Origin of the sequence: Streptomyces sp. NPDC056527 (assembly GCF_042794475.1) — a bacterium.
Classification (GTDB): Bacteria; Actinomycetota; Actinomycetes; order Streptomycetales; family Streptomycetaceae; genus Streptomyces.
Window position 1 is genome coordinate 25,809 of sequence record NZ_JBHTTQ010000068.1, and the last position, 15,440, is coordinate 41,248.

General features: G+C 72.2%; 13 protein-coding genes. 7 read left to right on the forward strand and 6 right to left on the reverse strand.

The genetic code is table 11. The annotated features are described in order from the left end of the window. Positions 1–105: 105 nt before the first annotated feature. Entirely contained in the window at positions 106–930 is an 825-nt protein-coding gene (locus ACFQ7Q_RS26555; protein ID WP_383559382.1) for an MOSC domain-containing protein, read from the reverse strand. A gap of 37 nt (positions 931–967) precedes the next feature. Beyond that, the gene (locus ACFQ7Q_RS26560; protein ID WP_383559383.1) at positions 968–1,441 is read right to left on the reverse strand and encodes a DUF6643 family protein; all 474 of its coding nucleotides are present in this window, start codon (positions 1,439–1,441) and stop codon (positions 968–970) included. Between the two features lie 260 nt (positions 1,442–1,701). Between ACFQ7Q_RS26560 and ACFQ7Q_RS26565 the strand changes: the two genes are divergently transcribed. Continuing rightward, a complete protein-coding gene (locus ACFQ7Q_RS26565) occupies positions 1,702–3,006 on the forward strand; it encodes a TerD family protein (protein ID WP_383559384.1) in 1,305 nt (434 codons plus the stop codon). Here ACFQ7Q_RS26565 and ACFQ7Q_RS26570 read toward each other — a convergent pair whose 3' ends face one another. Continuing rightward, positions 3,007–4,188: a glycosyltransferase gene (locus ACFQ7Q_RS26570; protein ID WP_383559385.1), complete on the reverse strand. Its 1,182-nt coding sequence runs from the start codon at positions 4,186–4,188 to the stop codon at positions 3,007–3,009. Between the two features lie 58 nt (positions 4,189–4,246). On the opposite strand from ACFQ7Q_RS26570, the gene ACFQ7Q_RS26575 reads away from it, so the two are divergent. Together ACFQ7Q_RS26575 and ACFQ7Q_RS26580 are read left to right on the forward strand one after the other, a co-directional pair. Further along, on the forward strand, positions 4,247–5,032 hold the full coding sequence (locus ACFQ7Q_RS26575; RefSeq protein ID WP_383559387.1) for a glutamate racemase: 786 nt from the start codon (positions 4,247–4,249) through the stop codon (positions 5,030–5,032). Between the two features lie 61 nt (positions 5,033–5,093). Further along, positions 5,094–5,669: a hypothetical protein gene (locus ACFQ7Q_RS26580; RefSeq protein WP_383559389.1), complete on the forward strand. Its 576-nt coding sequence runs from the start codon at positions 5,094–5,096 to the stop codon at positions 5,667–5,669. A 180-nt stretch (positions 5,670–5,849) separates the two neighbouring features. On the opposite strand, the gene ACFQ7Q_RS26585 is transcribed toward ACFQ7Q_RS26580, so the two are convergent. Beyond that, entirely contained in the window at positions 5,850–6,884 is a 1,035-nt protein-coding gene (locus ACFQ7Q_RS26585; protein WP_383559391.1) for an O-antigen ligase family protein, read from the reverse strand. A gap of 251 nt (positions 6,885–7,135) precedes the next feature. Here ACFQ7Q_RS26585 and lnt point away from each other — a divergent pair, with 251 nt between their 5' ends. The 4 genes from lnt (at position 7,136) to ACFQ7Q_RS26605 (ending at position 12,206) form a co-directional block, all read left to right on the forward strand. Then, positions 7,136–8,737, forward strand: coding sequence for an apolipoprotein N-acyltransferase (gene lnt, locus ACFQ7Q_RS26590; protein WP_383559393.1), 1,602 nt, complete (start codon positions 7,136–7,138; stop codon positions 8,735–8,737). 123 nt (positions 8,738–8,860) lie between these two features. Then, the gene (locus ACFQ7Q_RS26595) at positions 8,861–9,343 is read left to right on the forward strand and encodes an NUDIX domain-containing protein (RefSeq protein WP_383559395.1); all 483 of its coding nucleotides are present in this window, start codon (positions 8,861–8,863) and stop codon (positions 9,341–9,343) included. A 154-nt stretch (positions 9,344–9,497) separates the two neighbouring features. Then, positions 9,498–10,259 (forward strand): 3-hydroxybutyrate dehydrogenase, encoded by a 762-nt coding sequence (locus ACFQ7Q_RS26600; protein ID WP_383559403.1) that lies wholly within the window; start codon positions 9,498–9,500, stop codon positions 10,257–10,259. A gap of 57 nt (positions 10,260–10,316) precedes the next feature. Then, positions 10,317–12,206, forward strand: coding sequence for a helix-turn-helix domain-containing protein (locus tag ACFQ7Q_RS26605; protein ID WP_383559397.1), 1,890 nt, complete (start codon positions 10,317–10,319; stop codon positions 12,204–12,206). Between the two features lie 123 nt (positions 12,207–12,329). Here the strand turns inward: ACFQ7Q_RS26605 and ACFQ7Q_RS26610 are convergent, their stop codons facing one another. Both ACFQ7Q_RS26610 and ACFQ7Q_RS26615 read right to left on the reverse strand, forming a co-directional pair. Then, a complete protein-coding gene (locus ACFQ7Q_RS26610; RefSeq protein WP_383559398.1) occupies positions 12,330–13,706 on the reverse strand; it encodes an MFS transporter in 1,377 nt (458 codons plus the stop codon). A 262-nt stretch (positions 13,707–13,968) separates the two neighbouring features. Continuing rightward, a complete protein-coding gene (locus ACFQ7Q_RS26615; RefSeq protein WP_383559400.1) occupies positions 13,969–15,333 on the reverse strand; it encodes a tetratricopeptide repeat protein in 1,365 nt (454 codons plus the stop codon). Positions 15,334–15,440: the final 107 nt, after the last annotated feature.

Consider the following 15,440-nt stretch of genomic DNA (forward strand, 5'->3'; position numbering starts at 1 on the left):
GCCTCGCACCCCCTCGTCCATGGCTCTCTCAACGAGTCTGCCCCCGGGGAGGGTTCCCTGCCTGTCGGGACGGGAAGTGTGACGATCGCGCGGCGGTCCCCCGCCTCAGTCGATGATCTTGACCTCGTCGCCCACCCGGATGGTGCCGACGGTCTCGGGCACGAGGTTCTGCCCGAAGATCAGCCGGCTGCCGTCCTTGCGGTGGAGGGCGAGCGTCCGCAGCGGCTCCTTGCCGCGCTTGGCGGTCCGCTGGTCGGTGGTGGTCACGACACAACGGCCGCAGGACCTGGCGACCCGGAAGGTGACCTCGCCGACGGCGAGCCGGGTCCAGCCGTCCTCGGCCCAGGGCGCGGTCCCGTCGATGACCACGTTCGGCCGGAAGCGGTTCATCGGAAGGGGGCCCTCGTCGGCGTGATCGCCCTGGGCGATCAGCGAATTGAGGGCGTCGAGGGAGGCCGTGGTGGTGGCCAGGAGCGGAAAGCCGTCCGCGAAGCTCACCGTCTCGCCCGGCAGTGCGAACTCGGGCTTGATCGGACGCCGGTGCGCCGGCTCGTCCATGTGGACGAGCCGGACCTCGGTGTCCAGATACGCGCTGAACCACGCGTCGGCCGCGGGATCGGCCGGGACCGCCTCCACCGGAGTCTCGAAGACCTCCACCCGGATCGTGGACGACGGCCGCGGCACCTCGACCGACAGCGGCGGGCGGCCGGACGCGGACACCCTGATGCCACCGTCCGGCAGCGGTTCGGCCGAGGCCAACGCCATCTGCGGATGACGGCGTTGGGTCACGACCTTGCCCGACGGGTCCACGACGGCCCAACGGCGGTCACCGGCCAGTCCCCATGGCTGGACCTCCGCCTCGGCGGGTGCGTAACCGCGCAGCGCCTTGACCGGGTGGACATGGACGGAGCGCAGGCGAGGGATCGACATGTCGCCATCCTGCCAGTAGCTCCGTGTTTGGTGTCGCTCAGTACCCCTGACCCTGGTACGGGCGGTTGTAGGGGTCCTGGTACTGCACGGGCGCCGGAGCGGGGCGCGCAGCGGGGCGCATCGCCTCGTATCCGGTACTCACCGGACGCTGCGGCTGCTGCGGCTGGCCGCCCGGGTAGCCGCGGGTGGCGGCGGGCTGCTGGGGGATGTACGGCGCAGGGGCGTGCTGCAGCGGAACGGGGGCCATCTGCTGCTGCATCGGCTGCGGGTAGCCGTAGGAACCGCCGCCGTTGTAGGCGGGGGAGGGCTGGCTGGGGCCCGCCGGGAGGGCGGGCAGGGCCGCGGGCAGCGCCGGCAGATAGCTGTTGCCGGTGTCGTACGCGGAAGGCACTCGGATCGGGGCGATCTGAGGCGTGCCCCGCTCCGCGACCAGGGAGTCGTAGATGGGGGTGTCGGGGAACGACGGCGCGGTGTAGTAACCGCCGCCGTAGGTGGAGCGGGGGGAGGTCATGGCACATAAGTTAAGCCCACGATGTGCTGGTTGGGGAGCCCGATAAGAGGGTTGTTTGACGGGTTCTGAGTGACCGTCGATCCTTAATGCGATCGAACGTGACAAAAACGGTCGCGCCGAGAGGGTCCGGCAGGCCGCTGATCTTGAAAACACGAGCTGGGAAGGGGTTACCCACGGGTTGCTCGGGGTGCCCGCGGTGACCCCGCATTAAGTTGACGTAAAGAAATCTTGATGTGCCGCGAGCGTGACTGGGGGGGATCATGTCCATGCTTAAGGGAGCCAATGTTCCGGTGGCGGCGCGCACTGTGCGCGTCGAATTGGGCTGGCGTTCAGGTGCGGGGGTGCCGGATGTCGACGCCTCGGCGCTACTCCTTGTGTCGGGAAAAGTGCGCTCCGATACGGACTTCGTTTTCTACAACCAGCCGGAGCACGCGTCGGGCTCCGTCCGTCATGAGGGAAAGCTCGCCGCGGGGGGCGGGGCCGAGGACGCGGACGGTGCCATGACGGACGTCGTGACCGTGGATCTGGAGCGGGTGGAACCGGTCGTCGAGCAGATCGTCCTGGCGGCCTCGGTCGACGGCGGGGGCTTCGGCCGGGTCCCGGGTCTGTACATACGCGTGGTGGACGCGGACAGCGGGGCGGAGATCGCCCGGTACGACAGCGCCGACGCGACCGTCGAGACGGCCTTCGTCCTCGGCGACCTCTACCGACGGCACGGGGCGTGGAAGTTCCGGGCGGTGGGCCAGGGGTACGGCTCCGGCCTGGAAGGGCTGGCCACGGACTTCGGCATCACGGTCGAGGAGCCCGAGCCCCCGGCCGCGGTGGAGCCGCCCGCCCCGGTCGAGGTGGCGGAATCGCCCGCCCTGGCCAAGGTGGCGGAGCCGCCCGCCGACGCCGTGGTGGCGCCCTCCGGGAACGTCTCGCTCACGAAGATCACCCTGACGAAGGAGTCGCCGAAGGTCTCCCTGACCAAGCAGGGCGGCACCTCCGGCACGCTGCGGGTGAACCTCAACTGGCAGGTGCGCAAGCAGAACACGGGCTGGGGGGTCAGACTCGGCCGAGCGGTCGGGAAGCGTGCTGCCGCCCCTGTCGACCTCGACCTCGACCTCTGCGCCCTGTACGAACTCGCCGATGGCAGCAAGGGAGTCGTCCAGGCGCTCCAAGGCTTCGGGTCGCTGCACGAACCCCCGTACATCCATCTCGACGGGGACGACCGCACCGGGGACGTCGACTCCGGAGAGAACCTCACGGTCAATCTGGACCACACCGCGGAGTTCCGCCGCATCCTCGTCTTCGTGACCATCTACAGGGGCGCCCAGAGCTTCGCCGGCCTGGACGCCACCGTGACCCTCCAGCCCCAGCACGGTGCCCCCGTCGAGTTCTCCCTCGACGAGTGCACCGGCCCGGCGACCGTCTGCGCGCTCGCCCTGCTCACCCAGGAGGACGGCGACCTGATCGTCCAGCGGGAGGCGCGCTACCTCGACCCGATGCTCGGGATCAGCATGCAGAAGACCGCCGACGAGGCGTACGGCTGGGGCATGAAGTGGACGCCGGCCGTCAAGTGATCACCGGTCCGGGGCCGGTCGGGGGCGGGCATAGGTCCGCCCCTTCCAGGCCGCGCCCCGGCCCCTGTAGTGCTGCACCGCCGAGTCCACCGTCATGAGGAGATAGAGCAGCGCGGTGAACGGGAGCGTGGGAGCCAGCCAGAGCGGCTGCCGGTAGTAGCGGAGCATCGGGACGTACGTCCCCGCCATCACCGCCCACGCGATCCCGCCGGTCCAGGCGGCCGCCGGGTCCGCGCCCACGACCCCGGCCACCAGCGCCGCCGGGGGAGCCAGGTAGACCAGGGCCAGCCCGGCCACCGTGCCGGCCAGCACCAGCGGATTGTGCCGGAGTTGGGCGTACGCGCTGCGCGAGACCATGCGCCACAGGTCGGCAAGGCGCGGATACGGGCGGATGCTGTCCACCCGCTCGGCGAGACCCAGCCAGATCCGTCCGCCGGCCCGCCGCACCGCGCGGGCCAGCGACACGTCGTCGATCACCGCCTGCCGGATCGAGTCCGGCACCCCCGCCCGTTCGGCCGTCGACGTCCGCAGCAGCACACAGCCGCCGGCCGCCGCCGTGGCCAGGGGGCGTCGGCGGTTGATCCAGCGGAACGGATACAGCTGGGAGAAGAAGTAGACGAAGGCCGGCACGACCAGCCGCTCCCAGAAACTCGCCACCCGCAGCCGGGCCATCTGGGACACCAGGTCGAGGTCGCCCCCGACGGCCGCGGCCACGAGGCGGCGCAGACTGTCCGGCTCATGGGCGATGTCGGCGTCCGTCAGGAGCAGGAACTCAGGGTCACGCGCGCGTGCCAGTCCGATGCCGTGGCGCAGCGCCCAGAGCTTCCCCGTCCAGCCGGGCTCGGGCTCGCCCGGCGAGGCCACGGTCAACGGCAGCCCTCCGTAGCGCGACGCCAGCTCGCCGGCGAGCTTCCCGGTGCCGTCCGAGCTGCCGTCGTCGACGAGAACGACCTCCGCCTCACCCGGATAGTCCTGCGAGAGCAGCGACGGCAGGCTCAGCGGAAGCACCTCCGCCTCGTCCCGCGCCGGCACGACGATCGTGACCCTGGGCCAGTCGCCCGGCCGCACGCGCGCGTGCGCCTTGGGCAGGCGTTGATCGGTACGCCAGAAGAACCCCTGACCCAGCAGCAGCCACCCCCAGGCGGCGAGCGAACCCGTGGCGATCCAGGCAATGGCGCTCATTCGCCGCAGTCTGCCCCAGATCGCCGGGGACGCAAGGGTGGTCGGCTAGGGTGATCGGGTGAAGATCGCGCTCATGGACTCCGGAATCGGCCTGCTCCCGGCAGCGGCCGCGGTTCGCCGACTGCGGCCCGACGCGGATCTGGTCCTCTCCTCCGACCCCGACGGGATGCCCTGGGGCCCGCGGACGCCGGAGGACCTCACGGACCGCGCGCTGACCGTCGCCCGGGCCGCCGCGGCGCACGAGCCCGACGCGCTGATCGTCGGCTGCAACACCGCCACCGTGCACGCCCTCCCCGCGCTGCGCGCCGCGCTGGAGCCCTCTATCCCGGTGATCGGTACGGTCCCCGCGATCAAGCCCGCCGCCTCGGAGGGCGGCAAGGTCGCCATCTGGGCGACCCCGGCCACCACGGGCAGCCCGTACCAGCGCGGTCTGATCCGCGACTTCGCCGACGGCGCCGAGGTCACCGAGGTGCCGTGCCCCGGCCTCGCCGACGCCGTGGAGCATGCGGACGCGGCCGCCGTCGAGCGGGCCGTCGCGGCGGCCGCCGCCCTCACCCCGACGGACGTACGGGCCGTGGTGCTCGGCTGCACGCACTACGAACTGGTCGCCGAGCGCATCCGCGCCGCGGTGCAGTCCGCCGACCTGCCGCCGGTGGTTTTCCACGGCTCCGCGGGGGCAGTCGCGGCACAGGCGCTCCGTCGCATCGGCGCGGAGCCCGCGCCCACCGCGACCCCGTCCGGCGGCCTCACCGTGCTGTTGAGCGGACGGACCTCGGACCTGCCGGCCGCCGCCCTGAGCTACGCGGAAGGCCGCCTGCTCCGGGCCGCGGCGCCCGCCCGCTGACGAGGCGCCGTCCGGTGCCGCACGGGCGCCGTACGAGCGGAACCTGAGTAGGCTGCCACGCATGAGGGACCATTTCGGACATCCCCAGCACTCCGGGCCTCTGGACAACTCGGCGCCGTTGCCGGAGGTGTGGATCGGCCGGGCCACCAACCGCATGCAGTGGGTGGCCGCGGTCGCGGGTGCCGGTTGCATGGCGCTCGGCATCACCCTCGCGGTCGACTCGGCGTGGACCTCCGGCATCGCGGCCCTGCTGATGGCCGTGATCGGCTGTGTCGCCGCTGGGCTGCTCGTCCTGTTCGGGACGCTCGCCTTCGTCCATGTCGAGGTCAAGGTGGACCAGCGGGCCATGGAGGTCCGCTGCGGCCACATAGGAGTGCCGCGTCGGCGCATCCTGCTCGCCCATGTGGTCGGCGCCGACTACGTCGCGAAGGTCACTCCCCACGAGTGGGGCGGCTGGGGCTACCGCTGGCGCCCCGAGAAGGGCAAGGGGGTCATCGTCCGCCGCGGCGAGGCGCTGGTCCTGAGGCTGGACGACGGCCGGACGTTCACGGTCACGGTCGACGACGCCGAGTTCGGCGTCCGCGTCATCCGCGACCGGCTGCTCCCCCCGACACCGACGGGGCCGACGGGCGCCTGAGCGTACGGGGCGTCGCGTGTCGGGCTCCGGAGTCGGGCGGTGGGCGGTCGGTGGCTTCGCTCGGGGGTCCGGCGTCGGCCGGTGGGCGCTCGGTGGCTTCGCTCGTCGGGGGTCCCACCTCGGGCGATGGACCGTCGGTGATCTGGCTCGTCAGCCCCTCAGCCCTCAGCCCCTCAGCCCTCAGTCGTCGGTCGGCGCCGGTGCCGCGCGGGCCGTCGCCAGGCCCGCGAGGAGTCCGGCGCCCGCGGTCACCGGCGTGAAGCTCAGCGCGTTGCCCACCGTCGCGAGCGCCGCCAGGGCGGTCAGGGTGGCCGCCGCCGTCAGGACCACCGCCGTCCGCCGGGGCGAGGTCCACAGGCCGCACACCAGCCAGCCGTACGTCGCACCCAGCAGGACGACTCCCGGCACTCCCTGCTCCGCCGCCTGCTGGAGCGGGGCCGAATGCGGCTTGCCGTCGGCGTACAGGGTGGTCCGGGCGGTGGGGCTCAGCGCGCCGAAGCGCTCCGGGCCCACCCCGACCAGCGGGTTCTCCTTCGCCATCGAGGCAGCGTCCTGCCACAGCAGCACCCGGTGCCGGGTCAGCTGGCCCTCCAGGGAGACCGCGAGCCCCTCGGGGAGCCGCTCCTCCGCCACGGCCCAGGACGCCCCCACGAACAGTCCCGTCGCCAGCGCGAGCCCCGCGAGTCCGAGGAGCCGGCGCCGCATCCGCACCGCCGCGAGAGAGCAGAGCAGGACACCGAGCGCCGCGACGAAACCCACGACGGAGCCCAGGGCCAGCGCCACGCCCGCCACCGCGAGCGCGAGCGACCGCATCAGGAGACGGACCGGGACCGAATCGGTGGCCGAGGCCGCACAGCAGGCCGCCCCGGCGGCCAGGACGAGCAGCGCCGCGGCCGCACCCGTGTGACCGGGAGGTACGGAACCGGCGGGGGTGGTGCCCGGGATGCTCGGCCCGGAGGTCAGCGCGAGGCCGAGCGCGGCCAGGGAAGCGGTCGCCGAAGCGGCCACGGGGAGCAGAGTGCCCGAGATCCGGCCGCAGGCGTAGCCCGCGGCGAGGGCGAGGACGGCGAGGAGGACACCCTCGGGGCGGGCGTCCCGGCCGGTGGCGGCGACGAGCGACCACAGCACGACGACGCCGAGGATCAGCACCCCGGCTACATCCGGCGCGCGCCCACGCTCACGCACGGCGGCCCGCTCAGCCGCAGGTGCAGCCATCCCCGTCGACCCCCCGCTCCGTCTGGCCGACACCGTAACGGGGCTTTCGGGGTTTGGGGAGCGCATGCGCAGGAACGTTGCTGCAGAAGTGAGGAAATCGTGAGGACGCCCGAGCCGCGCCGTGCGCGACTGTGGTGTCCCACCGCGCGCGGCTCGGTGCCCCGTCGCGCGCCGCCTCGTCACGCCGCCTCGTCCGTCGGCCGCCCTAGCCGGAGTCCTCGGGGCCCGGTACGCGCCGTAGACTCCGCAAGGTGAGCACCACGATCACCCCCGTCGACGCCTCAGGACCCGCCGCCGCCCCGGAGCCCGGTCCGTCCGGCCTGCGGCGCCTCGTACGGCCGGGAGCGGCCGTGCTGTCGGGCGTGCTGCTCTTCCTGAGCTTCCCGCCCCGACCGCTGTGGTGGCTCGCGCTGCCCGCCTTCGGCCTGCTCGGCTGGACCCTGCGCGGCCGCCGGCCGCGGGCCGGGTTCGGACTCGGCTACCTCGCCGGTCTCGGCTTTCTGCTGCCGCTGCTGATCTGGACCGGCTCCGAGGTCGGCCGCTTCCCGTGGATCGCGCTCTCCGCGGTCGAGGCCCTCTTCATCGCCGCGGCCGGTCTCGGTATCGCGGCCGTCTCCCGGCTTCCCGGCTGGCCGGTCTTCGCCGCCGCGGTGTGGATCCTCGCCGAGGCGGCACGCGCGCGTGTCCCCTTCGGCGGTTTCCCCTGGGGCAAGATCGCCTTCGGTCAGGCCGACGGCGTGTTCCTGTCCCTGGCGGCCGTCGGCGGCACCCCGGTGCTCGGCTTCGCCGTCGCACTCTGCGGCTTCGGGCTGTACGAGGTGATCCGCCAGGTCCGTGCGTACCGCTCCACGGGCGTCGTCCCGCGCGGCCCGCTCGCGGCGGCCGCGCTCACCGTTCTCGTACCGGTCACCGGCGCCCTCGCCGCGCTGCCGCTCGTCGACGACTCCGCGGAGGACGGCACCGCGACCGTCGCCGCCGTCCAGGGCAACGTGCCCCGTCTCGGCCTCGACTTCAACGCGCAGCGCAGGGCCGTCCTCGACAACCACGTCGCCCGCACCGAGGAACTGGCCGAGGACGTCGCGAACAAGAAGAAGCCCCGGCCGGACTTCGTCCTGTGGCCGGAGAACTCCTCCGACATCGACCCGTACGCCAACCCCGACGCGGCCGACGCCATCAGCGGTGCCGTCCAGAAGATCGGCGTCCCGACCGTGATCGGCGCCGTCGTCGCCCCGGACACGGGGAAGCTCCGCAACACGCTGATCCAGTGGGAACCGGTCAAGGGACCCGTCGCCACATACGACAAGCGGCATGTCCAGCCCTTCGGCGAGTACATCCCGATGCGGTCCTTCGTACGGATCTTCAACAGCAACGTGGACCGCGTCAGCCGCGACTTCGGCCCCGGGACCAAGGTGGGAGTCTTCGACCTCGCCGGGACCAAGGTCGGCCTCGCGACCTGCTACGAGGCCGCGTTCGACTGGGCCGTGCGGGACACCGTCACCCACGGCGCCCAGCTGATCACCGTACCGAGCAACAACGCCACCTTCGGCCGCAGCGAGATGACCTACCAGCAGCTCGCCATGTCGCGGGTGCGGGCGGTCGAGCACAGCCGCGCGGTCGTCGTACCGGTGACCAGCGGCGTCAGCGCGATCATCGAGCCGGACGGCGAGATCGTGGCGCGGTCGGAGATGTTCACCCCGGACGTCCTGGTCGAGAAGGTGCCGCTGCGCTCCTCGCTCACCCCGGCGACGCGGATGGGCACGCTGCCCGAGGCGCTCCTGGTGGGCGTCGCGGCCGCCGGGCTCGGCTGGTCGGTGCTGCGGGCCGTGCGGGCCCGTCGGAGCCGCGAGGCCTGAGGGGCACGCCGGAGCCGCGAGGCCTGAGGGCTCTCACGGGGTCGCCCGGCCCCGGGTCCGCCCGTCGACGGGGCTTGATCGCAAGTGAGCGTTCTTGATCCAGAGGGGGCTTAGGGTCAAAGCATGGGTACTCCTGACTTCATCCGCGAACTCCGGGCCAGCGCCGGCCACCAGCTGCTCTTCCTGCCGGGTGTGAGCGCCGTCGTCTTCGACGACCGGGGCCGCGTGCTGCTCGGCCGCCGGACCGACAACGGAATGTGGTCGATCGTCGGCGGCATCGTCGAGCCGGGCGAGCAGCCCGCCGCGTGTGCCGTCCGCGAGGTGTTCGAGGAGACCGCCGTGCACTGCGAGGTCGAGCGGGTCGTGCTCGTCCAGACCCTGCGCAAGCCCGTCGTCTACCCCAACGGCGACCAGTGTCAGTTCATGGATGTCACCTTCCGCTGCCGCGCGGTCGGCGGCGAGGCGCGTGTGAACGACGAGGAGTCCACGGACGTCGGCTGGTTCGAGGTGGACGACCTGCCGGAGATGAAGCGGTTCTCGCACTTCCGGATCGAGCAGGCGCTCAGCGACGAACCCACATGGTTCGACCCCATGCCCCAGAGCTGAAGTATGGGCGCTGAACACATCGGTTGGCGGTGGGACGCTTCATAAGGTGCGGAGCATGAGCGCCCCCACCACATCAGGTCCCGCACCGGCACAGGTCTCGGCACCACTCGCACAGGGCCCCGCACCCGCCGCCACCCCCGCGCCCGGCTCCGTCATGCTCGACCTCGCCGGTCGCACGGCGCTCGTCACCGGCGCGGCCGGCGGCATCGGCCGGGCCTGCGCGCTCCGGCTCGCCGCCGCGGGGGCCCGGGTCAGAGCGGTCGACCGGGCGGCCGACGGGCTGGAGGAGCTCGTCGAGGCGGCCGACGGCCTCGCCGGCGCCGTCGAACCGCAGCTCCTGGACCTCACCGACCTCGACGCCGCGGAGGCCGCGGCCGCCGGCACCGACATCCTCGTGAACAACGCCGGACTCCAGCTCGTCCGCCCCATCGAGGAGTTCCCGCCGGAGGTCTTCCACACGGTTCTCACCGTGATGCTGGAGGCCCCCTTCCGGCTGATCAGGGGCGCCCTGCCGCACATGTACGCGCAGGGCTGGGGCCGGATCGTGAACCTCTCCTCCGTGCACGGCCTGCGCGCCTCCGCCTTCAAGTCCGCCTATGTGGCCGCCAAGCACGGTCTGGAGGGACTCTCCAAGACCGCGGCGCTCGAAGGCGCCCCGCACGGCGTCACCTCCAACTGCGTCAACCCCGGCTACGTCCGCACACCGCTGGTCGAGCGGCAGATCGTCGACCAGGCCGCGGCCCACGCCATCCCCGCCGAGCGGGTCCTGACCGACGTCCTGTTGAAGGACTCGGCGCTCAAGCGGCTCATCGAGCCGGAGGAGGTCGCCGAGGCGGTGCTCTATCTCTGTACGCCGCAGGCGTCGTTCATCACCGGAACCTCGCTGGCCCTCGACGGCGGCTGGACCGCGCACTGACGACAGGTTTTCCACAGGGCTGGTGCGATCACCCCTACGACAGGTATCCCTGTGTCCATGTCCCATGAACAGGTCTCCTACCTGGAGCTCCTCGCGCGAGGAGCCGCCACGGAGGGCTTCGATCGGCCCGTGCTGCTCGCCCGTGCGAGCGGCGCGGGCCCCGAGGAGCTGGCCGAGCTCGAACAGGCCAAGCAGCTCGCCCTGCGCGTGCGGGCCGAGCTGGAGGGCAGGCGCCGCCGCGAGGCCGAGTTGTCCGCCCTCTTCGAGACCGCCCACGACCTCGCGGGACTGCGCGACCTCGACGCCGTGCTCCGCGCCATCGTCCAGCGCGCCCGCTCCCTGCTCGGCACCGAGGTCGCCTACCTCAGCCTCAACGACCCGGGGGCCGGAGACACGTACATGCGCGTCACCGAGGGCTCGGTCTCGGCACGCTTCCAGCAGGTCAGGCTCGGCATGGGCGAGGGGCTCGGCGGTCTCGTCGCCCAGACCGCCCGGCCGTACGTCACCGAGAACTACTTCGACGACCCCCGCTTCCAGCACACCGCCACCATCGACTCCGCCGTGCGCGACGAGGGCCTCGTCGCCATCCTCGGTGTGCCACTGACCCTGGGCAGCCAGGTGATCGGCGTGCTGTTCGCCGCGGACCGGCGCGCCCGCGTCTTCGAACGGGAGCAGGTCGCGCTGCTCGGCTCCTTCGCCGCGCATGCCGCCGTCGCCATCGACACCGCCAACCTGCTCGCCGAGACGCGCTCGGCGCTGGCCGAGCTGGAGCGGGCCAACGACATCATCCGCGAGCACAGTGGCGTGATCGAACGAGCCTCGGAGGTCCACGACCGGCTCACCGAGCTTGTGCTGCACGGCGGCGGCGTCCACGACGTGGCCGCGGCCGTCTCGGAAGTCCTCGGCGGAAGGGTCGAGTTCATCGACGCCGGTCTCGACTCGGCACGGCTCGCCGACGGCCACGCGCTGCGCGAGGGGGACCGCTGGGTGGCGGCCGTCTCGGCCGGCGGGGAGACCTTCGGCGCCCTCGTCCTGCACGACCAGCCCGACCTCGACCCCGTCGACCAGCGCACCCTGGAGCGCGCCGGCCTGGTGACCTCCCTGCTGCTGCTCGCCCGCCGATCGGCCGGCGAGGCCGAACAGCGGGTGCGGGGCGAACTGCTCGACGACCTCCTCGACGCCCCCGACCGCGACCGCCGGCTGCTGCGCGAGCGCGCCGCCCGCCTCCGTACCGATGTCGACGCACCCCACGTCGTGCTCGCCGCACGCATGGACAGGACCGGCTCCGGCGGCGAGGCCGACGCCGGGGTACGGGAGAGCGCGGACCGTCAGCGACTGTGGTCGGCCGCCTCGCATCTCGCCGCGACCCGGCAGGGGCTGGCCTCCGCGCGCGACGGCGGGACGGTGCTCCTGCTCCCGCTCGGACCGGGCGAGTCCGCGGCCGAGCTGGCCCGGCAGACCGCCAAGCACCTCGGCGGCGCGCTGCGCGAGAGCGTCACGGTGGGCGCCTCGGCCCCCGTCGCCTCGCCCCTCGCCACACCCGAGCGGGTCGCGATCGCATACGAGGAGGCACGGCGCTGCATGGACGCCCTGCGCCTGCTGCACCGCTCGGGCGAGGGCGCCGCCGCCGAGGACCTCGGCTTCCTGGGGCTGCTGCTCGCCGACACCCGGGACATCGACGGCTTCGTCGACCGCACGATCGGCCAGGTCGTCGCGTACGACGAGCGGCGCGGCACGGACCTGGTGCGCACGATGGACGCGTACTTCGCGAGCGGCATGAGCCCCGCCCGTACGAAGGACGACCTCCACGTCCATGTGAACACCGTCGCCCAACGCATCGACCGCATCGGCCGCCTCCTGGGCCCGGACTGGCAGTCCCCGTCCCGCGCCCTGGAGATCCAGCTGGCCCTCCGCCTCCACGCGATGTCGTCGGCCGTCACCCGCTGACCGGCGCCGACGGACGCCCGGGCTCCGAGCACATCGAGTCGAGCACCGGAAGCCGACGACACGAAACGGCCCCCTCGGCCATCTCGGCCGAGGGGGCCGTTCGGTCCCCGTCGAAGAGTGCGGTCAGGCGTCGGCGCGGACCGCGGCGGTCTCGGTCCGCGTGGCGTCCTCGGCCACCTCGGAGAGGTCGCGGTTACGGGTCTCCCGGGCGCACGCGATGGCGACGACCGTCAGGAGCGCGGCGGCGATCACGTACAGGGCGATCGGCGTCGAGGAGCCGTAGTCGGCGAGCAGTGCCGTCGCGATCAGCGGAGCGGGGGCACCGGCGGCGACCGAGGAGAACTGCGCGCCGATGGAGGCGCCCGAGTAGCGCATCCGGGTCGCGAACATCTCGGAGAAGAACGCTGCCTGCGGCGCGTACATCGCCCCGTGCAGGATCAGGCCGACGGTCACGGCGAGCAGCAGCGCGCCGAAGGTGCCCGAGTCGATCAGCATGAAGAACGGGAACATCCAGGCGCCGACGCCGACCGCGCCGATCAGATAGACCGGGCGGCGGCCGATCCGGTCCGACAGCGCGCCCCAGGCCGGGATGACGGCGAAGTGGACGGCGGAGGCGATGAGGACGGTGTTCAGAGCCGTCTGCTTGGACAGGCCCACCTGGGTCGTCGCGTAGACCAGGATGAACGCGGTGATCACGTAGTAGGAGATGTTCTCCGCCATGCGGGCGCCCATCGCGATCAGCACATCGCGCCAGTGGTGCTTGAGCACGGCGACCAGCGGCATCTTCTCGACCTGCCCGGCGGAAGCGGCCTTGCGCTCCTCGGCGGCGGCCAGCGCGGCCTTGAAGACGGGCGACTCGTCGACCGAGAGCCGGATCCAGAGACCCACGATGACCAGCACACCGGAGAGCAGGAACGGTATGCGCCAGCCCCACGAAAGGAACGCCGAGTCGGAGAGGAGCGCCGTGAGCGCCGACAGCACACCGGTCGCGAGCAGCTGCCCGGCCGGCGCGCCGGTCTGCGGCCAGGAGGCCCAGAACCCGCGCCGCTTCGCGTCCCCGTGCTCGGAGACGAGCAGTACGGCCCCGCCCCACTCACCGCCGAGCGCGAAGCCCTGCACCAGACGCAGCACGGTCAGCAGGACGGGAGCGATGGACCCGACGGTCGCGTGGGTCGGCAGCAGTCCGATCGCGAAGGTCGCGCCACCCATCAGCAGCAGGCTCAGCACCAGCAGCTTCTTGCGCCCGAGCCGGTCGCCGTAGTGCCCGAAGACCAGCGCACCGAGCGGCCGCGCGGCGAACCCGACCGCGTAGGTCAGGAAGGAGAGCAGCGTTCCGACGAGCGGGTCGGACTCCGGGAAGAACAGCTTGTTGAAGACCAGCGCGGCGGCGGAGCCGTAGAGGAAGAAGTCGTACCACTCGATGGTGGTGCCGATGAGACTCGCGGCGACGATGCGCTTGAGGTTCGACTCGGCGGGTGGAGCCGACGCGGGGGAGGCCATGTGCACCACTTCCAGGGATGTACGGGGACGTTTTCGTGTTGCCACACCGTAGAAACACGCAGGTCACCGGCGTATGTGGTGGGACACCATAGTTCAGGACCTCGGGGTGCGCGCCGCCACCATGGGGGGCTTCCGGGATTCGAGCGGCGGCCCGGGCAGGACCGAGAAGGGGCTGTCCGAGTTGCGCTGTTCGTGCGTCATCCGGAGGTGCTGCCGGCCCGGCCGTCCGACAGAGACGAAGTCTCTCGCTCGGAGGGGCGAGTCATGTCCGCATCTCGATCAATCGGTTCGCGAGCGCGCTGCGGTAGCGGTCGATCCCCTCTCGGTCCAGCCCGAGAAGGGCGGCCAGTTCATGAAGGCATTGCGTTGCCTCCACCAGGGTGTCGCAGTGGGGGTTGCAGGCCATGAACCGTCGGAACACGCGGTTCGCTTCATCCTCCGTGCCCGTCGACAGAGCGGCCAGGAAGACCGCGAGCGCCCCGTATTCGTCCCTGGGATCCCCGGCGCCGATGGAACGCCAGATGCCGGCCGCGTCCCGGAAACCGTCCACCGTGGTGATGAGCATCGCCCTCTGCAGCTGATACTCCGTGTTCGCCGGTTCCATCCCGAGCGCCTGCTCGATGTCGCCGCGCGCCGCGCCATGGTGGCCGGCCCGACGCCGTGCGGCCCCTCGGTTGGCGATGGCCCAGGCGTAGCGGGGGTTGAGCCGGATGGCGTGATCGAGGTCGGTGATGGCCTGCTCGTAGCGGCCGGCCAACCGGTGCACCACCCCACGGTTGGCGACGGCCCAGGGGTAGTCGGGGTCGAGCTCGTCGGAGCGCTCGTGCGCGGCCCACTCCCGCGCGACCGGCGCAGCCTGCCCGGAGATGACGACGACGACGTTCAGGGGCAGATCACCGTGGTCGTCGTCCAGCACGACGCTGCGCAGCCAGGCGTCCAGGAACGGCTCGGTGCGCTCCCAGGTGTCGAAGAAGAGAACCACCCAGGAGTGCCGGTCGGCCGCCTCCGCAAGCCCCTGGACGAACGCGGGGGTCAGTACCCGTAGCGGGTCCAGGACGAGTTCGGCGTCGTGATGGTTACGGAAGCGGCTGCTGACAACGGCGCGCATCCGGTCCGCCCCACGCGCCAGTTGATCGACATCCAACGCGGCTGCGGCGGGTCCGATCACCGGCGCCAGACTCAGGGCGCCCATCCCGATCTGCGCGGCCGTCCTGCTCGCCGTCGACACGGTTCCGTCTCCACAGTCGACGGCAGGGAGTGCGAGTGCGGCATCGGCCTCGTGCCGCTGCTTGTGGTAACGCTCGACGGTGGTCGCGAATCTGCTCAGTGCCTGCCCCTGGCGCGCCAACTGCGCGCTGATGGACTCCATGGCCTCGATGGGGCTGTTGGCATCCTCGTTCACCACCGCCGTGACAGCGCCGGCGGCTCGGGCGGTTCCCTCCCAGTGGCGTATCAGCGACGACTTGCCGACGCCCGCCACCCCGAACACGTGGAAGAGGTAGTCCGCCTCCCCCGGATCGAGGCACAGGTTGGCGTGGAAGGACTGACGTTCCTCGTGACGCCCGATGAAGCCGGTACGCCTGTGGGCCCTGTTCAGCTCCTGGCGTGACGGCCGACGCTGGCTCATGACCACCCCTTCCCAGGGTGCCCCACTCGCGGGGAGACAGGGAAGCCCCGGAAGGCTCACGGTGTCGGGGCGGCTCACCCCATGTCCGTGGGCACGCGCGGCGAGCG

Excerpts from the sequence above, each read along its gene's own strand:
- ACFQ7Q_RS26555 (WP_383559382.1), bottom strand. The coding sequence starts at position 930 with ATGTCGATCCCTCGCCTGCGCTCCGTCCATGTCCACCCGGTCAAGGCG.
- ACFQ7Q_RS26560 (WP_383559383.1), bottom strand. The coding sequence starts at position 1,441 with ATGACCTCCCCCCGCTCCACCTACGGCGGCGGTTACTACACCGCGCCG.
- ACFQ7Q_RS26565 (WP_383559384.1), top strand. The coding sequence starts at position 1,702 with ATGTCCATGCTTAAGGGAGCCAATGTTCCGGTGGCGGCGCGCACTGTG.
- ACFQ7Q_RS26570 (WP_383559385.1), bottom strand. The coding sequence starts at position 4,188 with ATGAGCGCCATTGCCTGGATCGCCACGGGTTCGCTCGCCGCCTGGGGG.
- ACFQ7Q_RS26580 (WP_383559389.1), top strand. The coding sequence starts at position 5,094 with ATGAGGGACCATTTCGGACATCCCCAGCACTCCGGGCCTCTGGACAAC.
- ACFQ7Q_RS26585 (WP_383559391.1), bottom strand. The coding sequence starts at position 6,884 with ATGGCTGCACCTGCGGCTGAGCGGGCCGCCGTGCGTGAGCGTGGGCGC.
- ACFQ7Q_RS26595 (WP_383559395.1), top strand. The coding sequence starts at position 8,861 with ATGGGTACTCCTGACTTCATCCGCGAACTCCGGGCCAGCGCCGGCCAC.
- ACFQ7Q_RS26600 (WP_383559403.1), top strand. The coding sequence starts at position 9,498 with ATGCTCGACCTCGCCGGTCGCACGGCGCTCGTCACCGGCGCGGCCGGC.
- ACFQ7Q_RS26605 (WP_383559397.1), top strand. The coding sequence starts at position 10,317 with ATGTCCCATGAACAGGTCTCCTACCTGGAGCTCCTCGCGCGAGGAGCC.
- ACFQ7Q_RS26610 (WP_383559398.1), bottom strand. The coding sequence starts at position 13,706 with ATGGCCTCCCCCGCGTCGGCTCCACCCGCCGAGTCGAACCTCAAGCGC.
- ACFQ7Q_RS26615 (WP_383559400.1), bottom strand. The coding sequence starts at position 15,333 with ATGAGCCAGCGTCGGCCGTCACGCCAGGAGCTGAACAGGGCCCACAGG.